This window comes from Rhizobacter sp. AJA081-3 (assembly GCF_017795745.1).
Classification (GTDB): Bacteria; Pseudomonadota; Gammaproteobacteria; order Burkholderiales; family Burkholderiaceae_C; genus Piscinibacter.
The window spans coordinates 965,477-983,129 of sequence record NZ_CP059067.1 but is presented as its reverse complement, the minus strand read 5'-3'; the positions used below and the strand labels follow the sequence as shown (position 1 = coordinate 983,129).

Here is a 17,653-nt window from a genome sequence, read left to right as displayed (position 1 = left end):
TCCCGGCGTCGCAAGGCGCGATGTCCAAGCGCCAAACGCCGGGCGGGAGTCTGCGAGTGGAGGCACAGCACCGGCTCCGAGTCGCGCTCGATGCTCGACTGTCGCCGGCTCAACGGGAGGCGGCACGTTCCGCGGCGCGCGCTCACGAGCAGCTGAAGATCGTCGAGACAGCTGACCAGCAGCCGGTCGATGTGATGGTGGTTTCGCGCGTCGATCCGACAGGTTTGGCGGCGCTGGCCAGCCTCGGACCGCTGCCCGTGGGCGGGCGCGTGCTGGTGTGCTGCGAGGTTCCCCCGGTGCGGCGTGCACTGGAGGTGCTCGCCTGCGCGGCGACCGATCTGCGTTGCGGCAGGCCGATTGGCGAGATGCTCGCGGCCGTTGCCGAACGTGCGTGCCGCGAAGCCCGGATCGAGCAATTGCTCGACACCCCGCTAGTCCAGGACAACTTGTGCGGGCACAGCGCGACTTGGCGTGCCGCACTGCGCGAGGTAGTGCTTGCCACGCACGGGTCGCGCGCCCCGGTGCTGCTTCTGGGGGAAACCGGCACAGGCAAGGAACTGCTCGCGCGCCTCGTCCACACGCTGGACGAACAATGTGGCCGTGGCGAGCTGGTCGTCGTCGACTGCACCACGCTCTCGCCCGAGCTGGCGGCCAGCGAACTGTTCGGCCACGAGCGCGGCTCCTTCACCGGCGCCGTGGGCGCTCGCCGGGGCGCCGTGGCGGCTGCCGACGGCGGGACCCTGTTTCTTGACGAGGTGGGCGAACTGCCGCTCGCCGTGCAGGCCCAGCTGCTGCGAGTGCTGCAGGAAGGCAAGTACAAGAGCGTGGGCGGCACGCACTGGCAAGCGGCAGACTTCCGCCTCGTCTGCGCGACCCATCGCGATCTCGAGGCGGCTGTCGCGCAAGGGAGCTTCCGCGCCGACCTCTACTACCGCATGGCCGCCAGCGTGGTTCAGTTGCCCACGCTTCGCGAGCGGCGCGGCGACATCCTCCCATTGGCCCGACGCTTTCTCGCCGAATGCGGCTGCAGCGAGGGACCTGACGCACTGATGCAGACTTTGCTCGAGGCGGCGCCGTTTGCCGGCAACGTGCGCGAGCTGCGCCAGCTGATGCGGCGGGCGGCGGCGGCGCATGGCGCGGAGAAAGGGCCCGTCTCTGTCGGCTGCCTGCCGCGGGCCTGGCTGGTGCAAGCCGGGCTGATCGAATACGGGAGCGCGGACGAGGTCTCGGCAGGCGCCGAAGCAGAGGATGTCGTGCGCCGCTGGCTGGAAGATGGTCTCGGCCTCGCGGACATCGAAGAGCGCGCTGGCGAGATCGCGATCCGTCTGGCGCGAGCGATGGAAGGCGGGCAGGTCGGCCGCGCCGCACGCCGGCTTGGCGTCACCGACCGGGCGCTGCAGAAGCGCCAGCGGCGGCAGAGCGAGACCGCGCCCGGCCAGCGCGACGGCTGAGCAGCCGCATCAGATTGCCGCCGCCGATCAGCGCGAAGTCCCGATCGGGCAGCCCGATCGCGCGGATCTTCGCCAGTTCGACGGCCGGGTGCAGCCACGGCCCGTCGGAGCCGAACAGAATCTTCTCCGGGCCGGCGCGGCGCACCGCTTCGACGAGCAGGTCGAAGCGGCGCACGCCGGCGGTGTCGGCAAAGACGTTGGGGTGTCGCTGCAGGTGGTCGATCAGGGTCAGCTGCGCCTTCCAGTCGTCGGCAAAGCTGCCCAGGTGGGGGATGATGAAGTCGACCTCGCGATACTCGGGTGCGAACAGTTCGAGCGTGGCCACCTCGCCGGCGAGGTCGTAGAGCACCGGCACGCCGAACTCGGCGGCGAGTTCGCACACCGCGCGCGAGATCGGAGCGTCGTGCCGGTGCAGCTTGATGCCGGCGAAGCCCTGGCCGCCGACGTAGCGTTCCAACTGCTCGCGCATTGCCTCGCGTGGCATGCGGGCGTCGAGGAAGACGAAGCCGATGAGGCGTTGCGGATCGAGTGCGACCAGGCGAGCCACCGCGGCGTTGCCGGCGCGGTAGTCGCGCTGCAGCGCGGCGAACACCACGCTGCGATCGATGCCCGCCGAGCGGCAGCGGCGCAAGTAGGCGCCGAGATCGGCGCGCGTGTCCCACGGGCCGGTGAGTCCATCGCCGGGGCCGGCGTGGCAGTGGCAGTCGATGAGCATTGGCGGCCGTCACGCCGTGTCGAGCCCGGCCTCCAGCTCCTTGCGGTTGCGGAAGCCGATAAGGCCGTAGGCTGCGCGCCGCTCGGGCGTGGCCCGGGGTTCCTCGGCAAGCGGGCGCCGGATGATGCTGTTAAGGTACGACCGCTCCATTGCGGTGATTGCCGGCTTGCCGTGGTTGTGCATATCGAGCCAGTAGACGCGGAACTGACTGCGCTGTTCGTTGCTGAGTGGTCCGAAGCTGAACCCGTAGTACTCCTTGAGGTGGTCGAGCACGCGAGCCTGGATGCCCTTGTGCTGCGCGGACAGTCCCAGGTACGCCCCGTGCGGCCAGACGATCAGGTACAGGCCGCGTTTCGGCGGCAGCACTCGATCGAGGTTCGGTCCAGCACGCGAGATGTCGAGGAATGACACCGGGCCTTGCCACCTGCTCTGCGGGTGGCCCGGAATTTTTTCCGGGATCGCTGACAGCCGCGGCGCCGCGCCGGCGCGCCACGCACGCGACGCGATCGCCGCGCGCCACGTGGGATCTTCGTGCTCTTCGACGCCTTCGCCTAGCGCGATCGGGTCAATCGAGATGTCGATGACCGCCGGAGCAGCGGCGTCGCCGCCGACGAGCACGTTCATCGGACGCGGTGCGAGGATGCTGCGGAACACGGACAGCGGCCCGCCCTGCGGTCTACCACCCCAGGCTCCGACGTAGCGTGCCCCGCGCGCAATACCCCGCACGAAGCGCTGTGCCGCCGCCTGGCAACCCCCGCAGCCCGCGCACCCACAACTCGAATACATCCCCGCCCGCCGCAACTTCGCGAACATCCGCGGCCAGCGCGCCTCGTCGATCACCACCTCGCGCAACGTGTCCATCGTCCCGCTCCTTCCGCGTCACCTCAGTACGCCACGGCCGCCTGCTGCCGCGCCAGGCGCGCCTGCAGCAGCCGCGCCGGCATCACGGTATTGACAGGCTCGATCGTCAAGTCGGCACCGGTGGCGGCCTTGTAGGCGTAGATGTAGCGCTGAATCTCGGGACGCCAGTAGTCGGCCCAGGTCTTGGCTTCCTCCTGGTCATTGGTGGTGGCCCAGGGGCCGTGGCGCACCGACAGCAGCACCGCCTCGCCGGTGGTGGCCAGCTCGTGGAAGTGCGTCACCGTCACGTCGCTCCAGCCCTGAAGCTTCTTCATCGTGTCCACCTGGCCCATCCATGCCTCGTGGTAGGGCACCATCGCGCGGCCGCGCAGGAACTCGCGGATCTCCGGCCGCGCCAAGAACCACTGTTCGATCAGCATCTCGACGCGGCTGGTCCAGGGCAGGTCGCCGTACTGGTTGTGCGCGCCCTCGGCCAGGATCAGGTGCACGTGGCGCAGCGCGTTGAGCAGCGGGAAGCCGTCGGGGATGCGCGTGGTGTCAGCACGCTCCACGTAGTACAGGTGCGCGATGTGCAGCAGCGAGTGGAAGGCCTCGAGGAACTTCGAGCGACTGTCTGCCGACAATAGCTGCGGCACCGCCTTGCCGAGCAGCGTCAGGCCGTAGTGGTGGTCGTACTCGTAGGCGCGGCGTTCGACGGTGAGCCGCTTGTACGAGGCTTCCACCCAGCCCCACAGCAGGTTCTGCGCCGGGCGCAGCGGGTCGATCGCCAGATTGGCCAGCGGGTCGCGCCCTGGCCGGCTTTTGCGGTTCTGGAAGCGCAGCGCGATCGCGTTCATGGCCTGGCACTGCGCGCCTTCCTCGTGCCAGTAAGACCAGATCAGCTCGATCATGCTCGGGCACTCCCAGCGGCCGCGGTAGGCATTGCCGAGGCGGTCGGGTGGAGGCAGCGTTGGCAGCAGCTGGTTGACGATCAGGCTCAGGTACGGCGTTGCCGCACCCGGCGAGACGAACTTGTCGATGTACTCCTCGACGCGGGACTGCAGTTCAGCCGCATCGATTCCCCAACGTGTCGCATCGGCGGCGTAGTGATCGGCGAGCAGGAGTCCCTCCTTGGCCGGGTCTTCCGCGAAGTCGCTGCAGGCTGGCCCGCAGCGCGTCAGCAGCCACAGTTCAGTAGCCAAGCGCAGCAACTCGTAGGGCACCGTGCCGTGGATCTTGAACAGATTTGTGCCGTTACCGAAGCGGTTGAACATGCGCTGCCGAGGATCCGCGCGGCGCAGATCGGGACCGGTGTCCTCCGACGCCTCGGCTGCAGGAGGCACCTGGTTCGGTGCCGTGTTCGTCAGCGCGTCCATGAACTTCTTGTACTCGTTGAAGCTAGCCAGTTGCGTCTGGTAGCGGATCAGCGTGTTGATCTCTGCCTGCTCGGTGTCTACCGGCGGGCGCGCGGACAGCGTCACCTCGATCGGCCCGTCGCATGGCGAGCAGCCGCCCTGGCCATGGCGCAGCGCGCCTTCCGGCGTATGGGGCTTGGCCTCGGCCAGCTTCTCGGGCACGGGGGTCTTGCGCGTGTCGCGGGAATCACGGGTAGCCATGTTCGATCTCCTTGGAACGGTTCAACGATCACGAGGTGCGCTCGGCCTGGGCCCAGCGCGTCAGCAATGATGAGAAGAGCTCGATCTCCGGCACCGGCAGGCGGGCGCGGACGAGCTTGCAGTAGCCGGCCACGGCGAAAGCCTGGCAGGGCCGTAAGCGATGCAGGTGGCCCGGGCGGCGGGACCACTGCTCGACGTGTTCGTCCAGGCGTCGCGCGTCGAGCTCGGGGTCGACCAGCAGCCGGCCGATCGGCTGCGCGGGCACGCCCGCATGCTGGCGCAGCAGCCAGGTCACGAAGTCCGGCACGTGGGCGGCGAGCTCGCGCACGATGGCGGCCTGCGGGCCATGGCTCGGCGGCGGGTAGCTGGCCAGCCAGAGATCGAGCAGCCGGTCCCATTGCGCATGCGGATAGATCTGCCGGCCGATCTCGACGCTGATCAACACGCGCACCCAGGGAGTCGGGTGCGGATCGTCGAGGTTCGCACGGAAGACGAACACGCGAGGCAGGCTCACCACGTTCATCAATCCCAGCGTCGATGCCACGCCGAGCCGCGACACCGACCAGAGGTCGGCGACGATCTCGGAGATCCAGCGGTACCAGCACTGCCAGGGGCTGCGGGCGCGGGCGGCGCTCAGGTTCGGCTCCATCGCGCGGCGCAGCAGCGGCACCAGATCGAGCAGCGCAGCGCCCTGGTGACCGGCTTCGTGCACCAGCGACGAGGCGATGCCTAGGCCGACCATGCGTTCGCGCGGCACGCGGATGATCGCCACCGGGTTCTCGCCGCCGCCGGGCAGGCGCGTGCGGGCGCGGCGGATCGCCGCGCCAATGCCGCGGTCGAGGTAGCACAGCAGTGGCGGGGCGGCCAGCGCGGTGTGCGGCATGTTCAGCGCGTCGTGCGCCAGCGCATCCAGGCCGGCGAGCAGCACACCGGTCCCGGCTTCGCTGCGCTGGGTGATGGCGTCGGCGAACAGGTCGAACTTGGTGAGCTCGAGGTTCACGCGCAGGCGCAGGAACACGTACAGCCGGTACACCGCGGCAGCGCTGTGGCGGCTCGCACGGCCGCCGGCGAGCCAGCGCACGAAGCGCCGCGCCAGTGCGATCAGTGAGCGGCGGCCGCTGTCGAGGTGGAGGTCGATGTCGCGCAATGCGCGGTGCGACGGCAATGCCGCCGGCACCATGGTCTCGTGCAGCGCGAAGGGGCGCACCTGCTGCAGCCGGCCGATCAGGCCGGCCACTTCCTGCTCGAGCAGGCGGGCCGCGAACACCGACAGCGCCATCTCACACCCCGAGCAGCACGATGTGGCGGCCACGGCGCACCCAGCGCCCGCTTTGCGCCTGTCCGCCTGCTGCGGTGCCGGCCCCGGCGGCGCCCTGCATGGCCGTCTTGACGGCCTGCATGGCCACCGCGGCGGGGTTGGCGCCGGCCGGTGCCTGCGCGGCGGTGCGCGCGGCATCGGTGGCCAGGCGGACGACCTGCTTGGCAACCTCGAACTCGCGGTCCTCGGCACTCAGCCCGGTCTCGAACTCGAGCGCACTGGCAAGCGCTTTGCCCGCCATCGTGCCGACGGCCGTGCCGACGCCGGGGATCGGGATCAGCGAGCCGAGCGCACCGCCCACCGTGGGCAGCGCGGTCTTGGCTACCTGCTTGAGCACGCCGCCGAGGGCCTTGCCAGCTGACGACTTGGCGAAGCTCGAGATGCCCGAGGCGGCCTTCTTGATCAGGCCCCCGAGGAACTGCTCCAGCTCCTCCTCGTTGCTGACGGTGAGCAGCTCGGCGGCCAGAGCCTCCTCGTTGAGCATGGCGCCTTCACCATCGCTCTCGAACTCGGCGCCGAACGGGCCGGTCTCGTACTCCATCTCGTTGAACATCTGCTGCGGGCCGAGCACGCGGTCGAGGTTGTGCATGTCGCTTCTCCTGGTGGTGGATTCACATGAGGGTGATGGTCCGGCCGCGCCGCACCCAGCGGCCGGTGCTGGGAAAGCTGGACAGCGGCGAACCGATGCGCGTGCCCGGCAGCAGGCCAGGTGCGTTCTCGCGCGCCGATTCGACGTAGGCGCTTCGCGCGTCGGCGGCGCTGCTGCCGCGGCCGGGCAGGCGCTGCGCGGCGCCCTGCGCGAAGCGCACGAACTGCCGCGCCATCTCGAACTCGCTGTCCTCGTTGCTGAGACCCTCGAGTTCCAGGCCGAGCAGGCGGCCGGCACCCGCGGCGACCTGACCGCCGAAGCGAGCGCCGGTGGCGCCGCCGAAGTGGCCGCCGATCGCCTGACCCACCTGGGGCAGAGCCTTCTTCGCGGCCGACTTGAGCAGCCCGCCGAGCTGCTGCCCGGCGGAGCTCTTCAGGAAGCTGGAGCCCAGACCGACGGCCTTGCTGATCAGCCCGCCGAGGAACTCCTCGAGCTCCCCTTCGCTGGACACGCCGAGGAGTTCAGCGGCGAGCTGCATCTGTTCGGAATCGCTCTCGCCAGCCAGCGGCGATGACTCGAATTCGTCGCCACTCGCCTCGAACGCTGAGCTCGCCTCGAACTCGGAATCAAGGTTCGGGAATCGCATGGGCATCTCCTCGCAACAGGTTGGACAGGCCTCGTTTCGCAATCACCGTGCCATCTCTGAATCCCCTGGAAACGGGCCTTCTCGGGCCGGCAACGCGAACTGCGGTTCGCATCGGCACCGGCGGATGTCATACGGGCGAACCGCTGTTCGCCCTGCAACTGCTGACCTCGGAATCAGCAGCACGTGGCATGGCATGAATCCGCCGGAGCGACAACGCTCGCGTTCGCCGACTCTTGCTGCAAGGCATCGGGCCACGCGCCGGCTGAGGTCAGGCGCGAGAAGGTACTCGACGACACCCGACTGGCCGGGCAGGCAAGGGCGAAAGAATCTCGGGCGTGCCAATCAGCTCCTGTCGGTCAACGTCGAGGCGCCTTTGCCTGTGGCCGCGTGCAACGTCCATGGCGGCGAGGTTCAAGAGCAGGCCTGTCCGCACAACGGCAGGTCTCGGGCGCAGAGTCAGGCCACCTGTGGATCTGCCTCAGGTCGCGTCAGGCAGCCGACGCTCCTGGGCCGCACTCGTTCGATTCAGATCGGGTGCGAACCGCAGGCCTTGGCGCGACCTTGAAGTGGCAGTCGCGCAACGGCAGTCAATCACTTCAGGTTCTGCCTCCGTCCCCGTGCGAGCGGCGAATGCCGCCGTACCCACATCGACTAGGGAGTGACGAACGCTATACCGAGCATTCGAATGCTGGCCATGGCAGCTTGTTGGAGTTCGACATGTGCTTCGTGTTCCCAGTCAAGTTCGTTAACCTTGCCGTGTACCTCACAACAAGGACGACGCGTGTCCCGCGCGTGGAAGCTTGGCCCCTTCGCCAGTTCCTGGGCAACGTTGCCAACGAGGGCCAGACTCGGACCTGGACACCGGAAGGCCGTGCCCAGCTCGCGGTCGCTGCCGAGGAGTCACTGCAGCGCCTAGGCCGAAACGAGTCGAACTTCCTGCTCGAGCCAGCGCGCCTCGCTGCGATCACCGCGCCGGTGCGGATCTTGTTCGAGAGCCACATGCTCTTCGCCCTGCCGACGGGCGGCGGACACGGCAGCCTGGACACGCACAAGCTCGACGCTGCACTCCACTACATGGCTGCCGCGTCAGGAAAGCATGCTTTGGTACTGATTCCCGATGTCTACGATGACCGGTGGAGTCGCACCATCGTTGATCCCATGCCGGCAGTGGAACTCCTGTGCAACTACATCGAGCAGTGGCCGGGCGTGTTGTTCTGGTCGAGCAGCGGCGCGGCGGCGTTCGCAGGACTCGGCGACGTGATGAACTTGTATTCGCAGCTCGAAACGCACTTTGAAGGAGGGCTCGACGCGATCGACCGAATACTGCAGTCGCATCGTCCGAGGAAGCGCTCGAGGCGACTCCTTCACCTGAGCGATCTCCACTTCGGCACCCCTGCGTCGCGGCGAAATCTGGACTACCTCCGAGAGGGCGTGATGGCGGAGTCCCACGACGTCTCACGCGTCGTGATCACCGGCGACCTGATCGATACGCCCCGCGACGCGGATGACGACGACTTTGCAGAGTTCAAGGAGTTCCGGCGTTGGTTGTCCACCCAGGTTGGCAAAGACGTGATCGTCGTGCCCGGCAACCACGACCAGCGTTGGCGCGGCAACAGACTCGGCTTTCTGGGAGACAACAAGCGCGCCGTCGCCGACCTGGCATGGCACAGGGCCGTGGCAGATGACGATCTGATGTGCAGCTTCCTTTGCCTGGATTCGTCACGCGACGGCAGTTCTGCGCGCGGAGAGCTCTCGCAAGCGCAACTGGATGACGTGGCTCACGAATTCGAAGCCCTTTGCGCCCGTGAGCCGGCAGCGAGGGCCTATCGCCGCGTGGCCGTTTTGCACCACCATCCCAGGAGCTACAGCCGACATGACGATCTGCTGGTTCAGCCCCTGATAGAGGGCGGCCTTCTGGATCAGGAATCCTTGCTCGGCCTTGTAGATGCCGAACGGTTCATGACCTGGTGCAGCCGCCTGGAGATCAGCGTGGTGCTGCACGGCCACAAGCATCTGCAACGTTTGCGGCCAGGCCGAGCCTCGGAGCCGGCAATCGTGGGTTGCGGCACTTCCCTCGGGGCCGAGAACAAGCCTCTTTCCTATAACGTGCTGACTGTCGACCCTCTCACGCGTCGCGTATCGGTCGCAATGTATTCGGATGACGGACATCAGGGGGGATTCCGGAACCTCGCCAGCTCCGTCGTGCACCTGAGTTGACAGGGTTGCGTCCAACGTCGGGGCCTCAACAGTCCCGACCGCAACCAACGGCTGCGACACACGACCTCAAGGCTGGAACTCGACCTCGGCACTCCAGGGGCAAGTGGTGGGCAGTCCGAGCTTCGAACGCCGACCTCGTCACGCCCCCGGACTGCGCCCGGCACGCGCCGCCCGCTTGCGTGCCCGCCAAGCGAAGTAGCGGCCCGTCAGCGGCTGGGCCGTCAGGCCGTGGGCGACGATCGAGGCCGCCACCGTCCACAGGGTCAGCGACACCAGCGTGTCCGCGACGTCGCCGGCCAGGCCGAACTGCAGCGCGAACAGCAGGTAGAACAGCGAGCCGATGCCGCGGATGCCGAACCAGCCGATCAGCGCGCGCTGCGGCAGCGTCAACCCCTCGCCCACCGTGGCCAGCACCACCGACAGCGGCCGCAGCAGCAGCATCGCCACCGGCACGAACCACCACACGGCGGGCAGCGGCCGTGCATACGACAGCATCGCGCCGAGCACCAGCACCAGCACCATTTCGGCCAGGCGCTCGAGCTGCTCGTTGAAACCCAGCACCGAGTCGCGCATGGTCGCGCTGGCGTGGTGCGAATGCGTGGCCAGCGTGGCGTACGGGTGGCCCTGCAGATCGTCGGCAGCCTTCAGCGGCCGCGTGTGCGGCTGCGGACGCTCGCGCACACGATGCAGCGCCAGACCGGCCGCAAAGACGGCGAGGAAGCCCGAGGCCAGGCACAGCTGCGCGATGCCGTAGGCCATGCCGACCAGGCCCAGGCCGAGGAACTCGTCGAGCCCCACCGCCTCGTCGTGCCGGCTGCGCAGGTAGACGACGAGCCTGCCGGTGGCCAGGCCGAGCGCCGCGCCGATGGCGATGCCGCCCAGCGTCGACCACAGCAGATCTACGCTCCACCAGCGCAGCAGGCCCTCGCCCAGCGGGTGCAGGCCAAGCAGGCCGAGGCCGAGCAACACGAAAGGGAAGGCCGCGCCGTCGTTGAGCCCGCCTTCGGCGGCCAGGCTGAAGCCGAATCGGTCGGGCTTGTCGGGGTCGTCGGTCAGCACGCCGGCGGCGAGCACCGGGTCGGTCGGCGCGAGGATCGCACCCAGCAGCACGGCCGCGCCGAGCGGCAGCCCGAGCAGCCACACGCCGAGTGCCGCGACCATCGCCACCATCGCCGCCATCGACACGAAGGCCAACCGCAGGGGCAGCCGCCAGCGCCGGTCGCGCAGCGGCACGCCCAGCCGCAAACCGACAGCGAACAGCGAGATGAGCAGGCCTGCCTCGGCGAGCCAGCCGAGCAGTTCGGCGTTCGGCACCGGATCGGGCCGCAGCACGTCGGCCACGTCCGGCCCGAGCAGCCAGCCCAGCGCGAGATACACCATCGCGCTGCTCAGCGGCAGGCGGCCCAGCAGCGTGCCGGCCAGCACCATGGTGACCAGCAGCGCGCCGATGGAAAGCGCCCACTCGGCTAGCGACATGGCCGTGGCCCGGCGCGCAGGCGCTGCAGCGGGGAGAGGCTGCGCGTCAGATCGAGCGGATGCGCGTGGCCTGCGGGCCCTTGGCGCCCTGGCCGACGTCGTACTCGACGCGCTGGCTTTCGGCCAGGGTCTTGTAGCCGTCGCCGACGATCTCGCTCACGTGAGCGAAGATGTCCTTGCCGCCGTCATCCTGGGCGATGAAGCCGAAGCCCTTGTCGTTGTTGAACCATTTCACGGTGCCGGTCTGGGTTGCCATGAGATTTCCTCTGAAGGCCTGTGGGATGCGGCGGCGACATGCCGCGCGCATGCAGAAACACTCAAGGAAGTCGGCTGGGGAGTTCCGGCACTCGGCCCGGGGTGGGGCGAGGCGTCGAAGAGACCTCAAGAAACTGGGTCTTGCGTATACCTACAAGTCCGAATGTACGCCTTTGAGCGCTGGCGCCCTGCGGCGATCTCCTTGCGCCGCGCAGCGGTACGCCTCAGACGACGCGTTCGGCCGGCGGCGGTGGCGGTGGCAATGCGTGGCCGACGATGGCCAGCGTGCGGCTGGCCTCGTGGTCGAAAGTGCCGATGGTGTGCTCGGAGATCGGCGCGTGCAGCAGCACGGTGCGCGCAATCTCGGCGTGCGCCTCGAAACGCTGTCGCAGCGCGGCGCGTGTTTCCGGCGGCAGCACCTGGACCAGCGACATCAGCAGAGTGTCGAGCACGAGCAGGCTGCCCTTGAGCTCGCAGATCTTCTCGGTCGCTTCCTGCAGGTTCTTCATGGGGGCTCCTCCGCCTGGGCCCCCAGTGTGCGCCAGCGCGCCGAACTGCGCGATCGGTTCTACGCGAAGCTGTACGGCCCGCCGCGCTCCAGCGCCTTCTTGTAGGCCGGCCGTGCATGGATGCGCTGCAGCCAGCCGTGCAGCTTCGGCCGGCTCGCGTCGAGCCCGGCGCGCTGCGCCGAGGCTTCGAGCGGGAAGCTCATCTGGATGTCGGCGGCGCTGAACTCGCTGCCGGCGAACCAGGGGCGCTGCGCCAGCTCGGCCTCCATGAAATCGAGCTGCCGGACGATGTTGGGCATCACGAAGCTCTTGAGCACCTGGGCCGAAATGCCCCGTGCGATCGGCTTGACGAAGAAGGGCATCGGCGACGAGGCCACCTTGTCGAACACCAGCTTCATGAGCAGCGGCGACATCGCCGAGCCTTCGGCGAAGTGCAGCCAGTAGCGGTACTGCAGGAACTCGGGCGTTCCCGCCGCGGGCCGCAGCCGGCCGTTGCCATAGCGGTCGAGCAGGTATTCGATGATCGCGCCCGACTCGGCCACCGTGGCCTCGCCATCCGTGATCACCGGCGACTTGCCCAGCGGGTGCACCGCGCGCAGCTCGGGCGGCGCGAGCATGGTCTTGCTGTCGCGCTGGTAGTGCTTGATCTCGTAGGGCAGCGCGAGCTCCTCGAGCAGCCAGAGCACGCGCTGCGAGCGCGAATCGTTGAGGTGGTGGACGGTGATCATTTGTCGGTGCGGCGGCGTACAGAAACGCATTGTGGCCTGCAAGCAAGCCATCGTCCGACACGCGGATGCCGGTTCGGCCGACTGCGCGGGCCAAGCGCCCTGCCTAGAGTCGTCTCACTTTCACTGAACTGTGTCGAGGACCTCCCCATGAACCCTTCCACCAAGCTCTTGCTGGCCATCGCGCCGGTGTTCCTGATCGCCGCCTGCGGCGGCAGCGACGACGACTCGCTGGACGATCGCCTGAACATCGCCGACCCGAAGGTGCGCCTCGTGCACGCCGTGCCGCTCGCCCCCAATGTCTCGCTGTTCCGCGCCGACGTGGCCCAGGCCGCCGACGTGACGAACATGGCCTACAAGGGCGCCTCCAACTACTTCGACGTGTCGACCTCCACCGCCGTCTGGGACGTGCGCACAGCCACCACGCCGGCCCTGCCCGTGGGCAGCGTGACCTTCGACGCGAACCGCGGCCGCAAGTACACGCTGCTGGCCGTGCCCGATGCCGGCTCGGTGACCGAGGTGGTGCTGATCGACGACCCGTACACCCGCGGCATCGTGACCGACAACGCCCGCGTGCGCATGTTCAACGGTTCATTCAACGCCGCGAGCGTCGACGTCTACCTCACCGCGCCGGGCGCCGACCTGGCCACCGCCACGCCGAACTTCGGTGCGGTGGGCTACAAGCAGGCGGCACCGGCCACCGGCGTCAACTCGAGCGAGATCGAGGGCGGCACCTACAGCCTGCGCATCACCACTGCCGGCACCAAGACCGTGATCTTCACCTCGCCGGTGAACCTGGCCAAGAACGCCGACTGGCTGATGACTTCCGTTCCCGGCAGCGTCACCCCGGGCGACGTGAAGGTGCTGGTGATCCGTTCCGACGAAGGCGCGCCTTCGACCGAGCTGGTCAACACGCCTTAAATCGACATGCGGTCGCGCACGCCCTCTGCTTCCATGGCGCTGCCGCGACCGCGCTGGACGATCTCTCCGCGTTCCATCAGCAGGTACTGGTCGGCCAGTTCGGCGGCGAAGTCGTAGTACTGTTCGACCAGCACGATGGCCATCGTCTTGCGGTCGGCCAGCATGCGGATGACGCGGCCGATGTCCTTGATGATGCTGGGCTGGATGCCTTCGGTCGGCTCGTCGAGGATGAGCAGCTTCGGCCCCGCAGCCAGCGCGCGCGCAATCGCGAGCTGCTGCTGCTGGCCGCCGGAGAGGTCGCCGCCGCGGCGGTTGATCATGGTCTTCAGCACCGGAAACAGCTCGAACAGCTCGGCCGGGATCGGAGTGCTGCCGCTCTTGTAGGCCAGGCCCATGCGCAGGTTCTCTTCCACCGTCAGGCGGCCGAAGATCTCGCGGCCCTGCGGCACGTAGCCCACGCCCTTGCGCACGCGATCGTAGGGCGTGTCGCGGGTGATGTCCTGGCCGTCGAGCTGGATCGTGCCGGTCTTCACCGGCACCACGCCCATCAGCGACTTCAGCAGCGTGGTCTTGCCCACGCCGTTGCGGCCCAGCACCACCGTCACTTCGCCGATCTTCGACTCGAAGCCGAGGTTGCGCAGGATGTGCGAGCCGCCGTAGTACTGGTTGATGCCTTCGACCTTGAGCATGTCAGCGACCCAAATACACTTCGACGACCTTGTCGTTGGCCTGCACGTCGGCGAGCGACCCTTCGGCCAGCACGCTGCCTTCATGCAGCACGGTGACCTTCTTGCTCGCCTTGCCCTGCGTGAGTTCACCGATGAACTTCATGTCGTGTTCGACGACCACCAGCGAGTGGTTGCCCTCGAGCGAGAGGAACAGTTCCGCCGTGCGTTCGGTCTCCTCGTCGGTCATGCCGGCCACGGGCTCGTCGAGCAGCAGCAGCTTCGGGTCCTGCATCAGCAGCATGCCGATCTCCAGCCACTGCTTCTGGCCGTGGCTGAGCAGGCCGGCGACGCGCTGCGCGCTGTCCTTCAGGTGGATCAGCGTGAGGATCTCGCCGATGCGGTCGAGCTGCATGCCCGACAGGCGGAAGAACATCGACGAGCGCACGCCGCGGTCGGCCTTCAGCGCGAGCTCGAGGTTCTCGAACACCGACAGCTGCTCGAACACCGTGGGCTTCTGGAACTTGCGGCCGATGCCGATCGAGGCGATGTCGTTCTCGCGCATGCGCAGCAGATCGATGGTCGAGCCGAAGAAGGCCTTGCCGGCGTCAGGCCGCGTCTTGCCGGTGATGACGTCCATCATGGTCGTCTTGCCGGCGCCGTTCGGGCCGATGATGCAGCGCAGCTCGCCGGCGCTGATGGACAGGCTCAGCGCGTTGAGCGCCTTGAAGCCGTCGAAGCTGACGGTGATGTCGTCGAGGTAGAGGATGGCGCCGTGCGCCACGTCCAGTTCGCCTTGCTTCACCACGCGGCCGTAGGCCGCGGGCGCGGTCGCCGACAGTTCGCGCGGCGCGGCGCGCTTCTCGTGCTCCTCGCGGATCCTCGCGCCCGCCTTCATCAGTTCGGGCGTCATGAGCGCTCCTCCTTCTTCACCCGGCGCACCAGGCCGATGATGCCCTGCGGAAGGAACAGCGTCACCGCGATGAACAGCGCGCCGAGGAAGTAGAGCCAGAACTCCGGGAAGGCCTGCGTGAACCAGCTCTTCGCGCCGTTGACGAAGAAGGCGCCGACGATCGGGCCGATCAGCGTACCGCGGCCGCCCACCGCCGCCCAGATCGCCATCTCGATGCTCGCCGCCGGGCTCATCTCGCCCGGGTTGATGATGCCCACCTGCGGCACGTAGAGTGCGCCGGCGATGCCGCACATCACCGCCGAGATCACCCAGATGGTGAGCTTGTAGCGGATCGGGTCGTAGCCGGTGAACATCACCCGGCTCTCGGCGTCGCGGATCGCCTGCAGCACGCGGCCGAACTTGCTGGCCACGAGCCAGCGCGCGAAGACGAAGAAGCCGATCAGCACGAGGCCGGTGATCACGAACAGGACCATGCGCATCGACGGCGTGGCGATCGGGATGCCCAGGATGCGCTTGAAGTCGGTGAAGCCGTTGTTGCCGCCGAAGCCCGTCTCGTTGCGGAAGAACAGCAGCATGGCGGCGAAGGTCATTGCCTGCGTGATGATCGAGAAGTACACGCCCTTGATGCGCGAGCGGAAGGCGAAGAAGCCGAACACGAAGGCGAGCAGCCCGGGCACCAGCACCACCATGAGCATCTGGAACACGAAGCTGTCGCTGAAGGCCCAGTGCCAGGGGTATTCCTTCCAGTTCAGGAACACCATGAAGTCGGGCATCTCGGACTTGTACTGACCGTCGGTGCCGATCTGGCGCATCAGATACATGCCCATCGCGTAGCCGCCGAGCGCGAAGAACAGGCCGTGGCCGAGCGACAGGATGCCGGTGTAGCCCCAGATCAGATCCATCGCCAGCGCGCAGATGGCGTAGCACATGATCTTGCCGACCAGCGCGACGGCGAAGTCGCTCATGTGGAACACGCTGCCTTCGGGCACGACGAGGTTGAGCACCGGCGCCAGCACCACGACGACGAGCAGCGCGCCGAGCACGCCGAACCAGCTCTTCAGCGAGAGCACACGCGTCGGCGAGGGAGCGGCCGTGGCAGGCAACACGGCACTCATGCTTCGGCACTCCGGCCCTTCATGGCAAAGATCCCCTGCGGCCGCTTCTGGATGAAGATGACGATGAACACCAGCACCATGATCTTGGCCAGCACCGCGCCAGCCACGCCCTCGAGCAGCTTGTTCAGCACGCCCAGGCCGAGTGCCGCGTAGACGGTGCCGGCGAGCTGGCCCACGCCGCCGAGCACGACGACGAGGAAGCTGTCGACGATGTAGCTCTGGCCGAGGTCCGGACCGACGTTGCCCACCTGCGAGAGCGCGCAGCCGGCCAGGCCCGCCAGGCCCGAGCCGAGCGCGAAGGCATAGGTGTCCACGCGCGCCGTGTTCACGCCGACGCAGGCGGCCATGCGGCGGTTCTGCGTCACGCCGCGCACGAACAGGCCCAGCCGCGTGCGCGCGATCAGCAGCGCCACACCGGCCAGCACCAGCACCGCGAAGACGATGATGGCAATGCGGTTGAAGGGAAGCGTCAGGTTGCTCATCAGCGACACGCCGCCAGACAGCCAGGCCGGGTTCTCGACCGGCACGTTCTGCGCGCCGAACAGCGTGCGCACGCCCTGCATCAGCACCAGGCTGATGCCCCAGGTGGCCAGCAGCGTCTCCAGCGGCCGGCCGTAGAGCCAGCGGATGACGCTGCGCTCCATCGCCGCGCCGACCAGCGCCGAAGCGAGGAACGACAAGGGGATGGCCGCCAGGATGTAGTAGTCGAACAGCCCGGGCAGGTGGTTGCGGAAGACGTTCTGCACCACGTAGGTGGCGTAGGCGCCGATCATCAGCAGCTCGCCGTGCGCCATGTTGATGACGCCCATCAGCCCGTAGGTGATGGCCAGGCCGAGCGCGGCCAGCAGCAGGATGGAGCCGAGGCTGGCACCGGTGAAGACCACGCCGATGCGCTCGCCCCAGGCGAGGCGGTCGCGCACGCTGTCGAGCGCGCGGCCGAGCGCGGCGCGCACCTCGGGGTCGGTCTCGGCGTCAGGCGCCAGGCGTTCCTGCAGCAGGCTGGCCACCGCGCCCTGGCCGCTGCCGGCGAGCGCGGTGATGGCCGCCAGACGCTTGGCCTTGTCGCTCGACGAGACGAGGATGGTGGCGCGCATGCGCTCGAGCGAGGCTTTCAGCGCGGCATCGGTCTCGGCCGCGAAGGCCTTCTCGAGCAGCGGCAGCTGCGCCTCCTCGAGCTGCTGCTTGAGCAGTTCGGCCACACCGGCCCGGCGCGCCTCGATGTCGGGCGAGAGCAGTTGCAGGGCGCCCATGGCGGCCTGCAGCGCGCCGCGTACCCGGTTGTTGTTGACCACGTCTTCCGCGTCGTCGGGCACGGTGGCCGCGGCGCCGGTGGCCGCATCGACCGCCTTGTCGCCCTGCACGATGAAGACCTTGTCGCCCGCGACCTTGACCGAGTCGTCGAGCAGCGCCTGCACGAAAGGCCCGAGCCCGTCGGCGGCACTCGCGGCCGCCTCGTTCAGCGCAGCGATGCGCTCGTCGCTGTCACCCGACGCGATGGCCAGCGCCTGCTGGGGCGTCAGCGCGAAGGATGCGAGCGGCAGGCACAGCAGCAGACAGCAGAGAACGATTCGTCGGAGCATGCGTGTCGAAAGGCAAAGGACGATGCGGACCGGGCGAAAGCCCGTCCGCACCCTCAAGCGGACGCCGCGGAACCGGCTTCGCCGGGCCGCTGGCGGCGCCCC

At 68.2% G+C, this 17,653-nt stretch carries 17 protein-coding genes; 3 read left to right on the top strand and 14 right to left on the bottom strand.

What is annotated here, in order from left to right:
* Positions 1-20: 20 nt before the first annotated feature.
* The gene (locus tag HZ992_RS04885; protein WP_209385565.1) at positions 21-1,451 is read left to right on the top strand and encodes a sigma 54-interacting transcriptional regulator; all 1,431 of its coding nucleotides are present in this window, start codon (positions 21-23) and stop codon (positions 1,449-1,451) included.
* Here HZ992_RS04885 and HZ992_RS04880 read toward each other — a convergent pair.
* From HZ992_RS04880 to HZ992_RS04855, 6 genes are read right to left on the bottom strand one after another with little or no spacing between them, the layout of a single operon-like run.
* Positions 1,381-2,166, bottom strand: a complete 786-nt coding sequence (locus HZ992_RS04880) for an amidohydrolase family protein (protein ID WP_209385564.1) — start codon at positions 2,164-2,166, stop codon at positions 1,381-1,383. The genes HZ992_RS04885 and HZ992_RS04880 overlap by 71 nt on opposite strands.
* Positions 2,167-2,175: 9 nt before the next feature.
* The gene (locus HZ992_RS04875) at positions 2,176-3,027 is read right to left on the bottom strand and encodes a hypothetical protein (RefSeq protein ID WP_209385563.1); all 852 of its coding nucleotides are present in this window, start codon (positions 3,025-3,027) and stop codon (positions 2,176-2,178) included.
* Between the two features lie 23 nt (positions 3,028-3,050).
* Positions 3,051-4,622 (bottom strand): hypothetical protein, encoded by a 1,572-nt coding sequence (locus HZ992_RS04870; RefSeq protein WP_209385562.1) that lies wholly within the window; start codon positions 4,620-4,622, stop codon positions 3,051-3,053.
* Positions 4,623-4,650: 28 nt separating this feature from the next.
* Entirely contained in the window at positions 4,651-5,901 is a 1,251-nt protein-coding gene (locus HZ992_RS04865; RefSeq protein ID WP_209385561.1) for a hypothetical protein, read from the bottom strand.
* A 1-nt stretch (position 5,902) separates the two neighbouring features.
* Positions 5,903-6,529, bottom strand: coding sequence for a hypothetical protein (locus HZ992_RS04860; RefSeq protein WP_209385560.1), 627 nt, complete (start codon positions 6,527-6,529; stop codon positions 5,903-5,905).
* A gap of 22 nt (positions 6,530-6,551) precedes the next feature.
* Positions 6,552-7,175, bottom strand: a complete 624-nt coding sequence (locus HZ992_RS04855; protein ID WP_209385559.1) for a hypothetical protein — start codon at positions 7,173-7,175, stop codon at positions 6,552-6,554.
* Positions 7,176-7,892: 717 nt separating this feature from the next.
* Here HZ992_RS04855 and HZ992_RS04850 point away from each other — a divergent pair.
* Entirely contained in the window at positions 7,893-9,392 is a 1,500-nt protein-coding gene (locus HZ992_RS04850; RefSeq protein ID WP_209385558.1) for a metallophosphoesterase family protein, read from the top strand.
* 138 nt (positions 9,393-9,530) lie between these two features.
* Here the strand turns inward: HZ992_RS04850 and HZ992_RS04845 are convergent, their stop codons facing one another.
* The 4 genes from HZ992_RS04845 to HZ992_RS04830 all read right to left on the bottom strand — a co-directional run bounded on the left by HZ992_RS04845 (position 9,531) and on the right by HZ992_RS04830 (position 12,360).
* The gene (locus tag HZ992_RS04845) at positions 9,531-10,868 is read right to left on the bottom strand and encodes a cation:proton antiporter (RefSeq protein WP_209385557.1); all 1,338 of its coding nucleotides are present in this window, start codon (positions 10,866-10,868) and stop codon (positions 9,531-9,533) included.
* Positions 10,869-10,914: 46 nt separating this feature from the next.
* The gene (locus HZ992_RS04840; RefSeq protein ID WP_209385556.1) at positions 10,915-11,124 is read right to left on the bottom strand and encodes a cold-shock protein; all 210 of its coding nucleotides are present in this window, start codon (positions 11,122-11,124) and stop codon (positions 10,915-10,917) included.
* 223 nt (positions 11,125-11,347) lie between these two features.
* Complete coding sequence (locus tag HZ992_RS04835; RefSeq protein ID WP_209385555.1) at positions 11,348-11,632, bottom strand: hypothetical protein; 285 nt, start codon at positions 11,630-11,632, stop codon at positions 11,348-11,350.
* A gap of 59 nt (positions 11,633-11,691) precedes the next feature.
* Positions 11,692-12,360, bottom strand: a complete 669-nt coding sequence (locus HZ992_RS04830) for a glutathione S-transferase family protein (RefSeq protein WP_209385554.1) — start codon at positions 12,358-12,360, stop codon at positions 11,692-11,694.
* A gap of 147 nt (positions 12,361-12,507) precedes the next feature.
* On the opposite strand from HZ992_RS04830, the gene HZ992_RS04825 reads away from it, so the two are divergent.
* The gene (locus HZ992_RS04825; RefSeq protein ID WP_209385553.1) at positions 12,508-13,278 is read left to right on the top strand and encodes a DUF4397 domain-containing protein; all 771 of its coding nucleotides are present in this window, start codon (positions 12,508-12,510) and stop codon (positions 13,276-13,278) included.
* On the opposite strand, the gene urtE is transcribed toward HZ992_RS04825, so the two are convergent.
* Genes urtE through urtB form a run of 4 tightly spaced genes read right to left on the bottom strand, consistent with a single transcriptional unit; the run spans position 13,275 to position 17,551 of the window.
* Positions 13,275-13,967, bottom strand: coding sequence for an urea ABC transporter ATP-binding subunit UrtE (gene urtE / locus HZ992_RS04820; protein WP_209385552.1), 693 nt, complete (start codon positions 13,965-13,967; stop codon positions 13,275-13,277). The two genes, HZ992_RS04825 and urtE, sit on opposite strands and share 4 nt — an antisense overlap.
* A gap of 1 nt (position 13,968) precedes the next feature.
* Positions 13,969-14,856: an urea ABC transporter ATP-binding protein UrtD gene (gene urtD, locus HZ992_RS04815; RefSeq protein WP_209385551.1), complete on the bottom strand. Its 888-nt coding sequence runs from the start codon at positions 14,854-14,856 to the stop codon at positions 13,969-13,971.
* Positions 14,853-15,971, bottom strand: a complete 1,119-nt coding sequence (gene urtC, locus HZ992_RS04810) for an urea ABC transporter permease subunit UrtC (RefSeq protein ID WP_209385550.1) — start codon at positions 15,969-15,971, stop codon at positions 14,853-14,855. The genes urtD and urtC overlap by 4 nt, the downstream gene beginning before the upstream one ends.
* Entirely contained in the window at positions 15,968-17,551 is a 1,584-nt protein-coding gene (urtB, locus tag HZ992_RS04805) for an urea ABC transporter permease subunit UrtB (RefSeq protein WP_209385549.1), read from the bottom strand. Before urtB ends, urtC begins: the two co-directional genes overlap by 4 nt.
* Between the last annotated feature and the right edge of the window lie 102 nt (positions 17,552-17,653).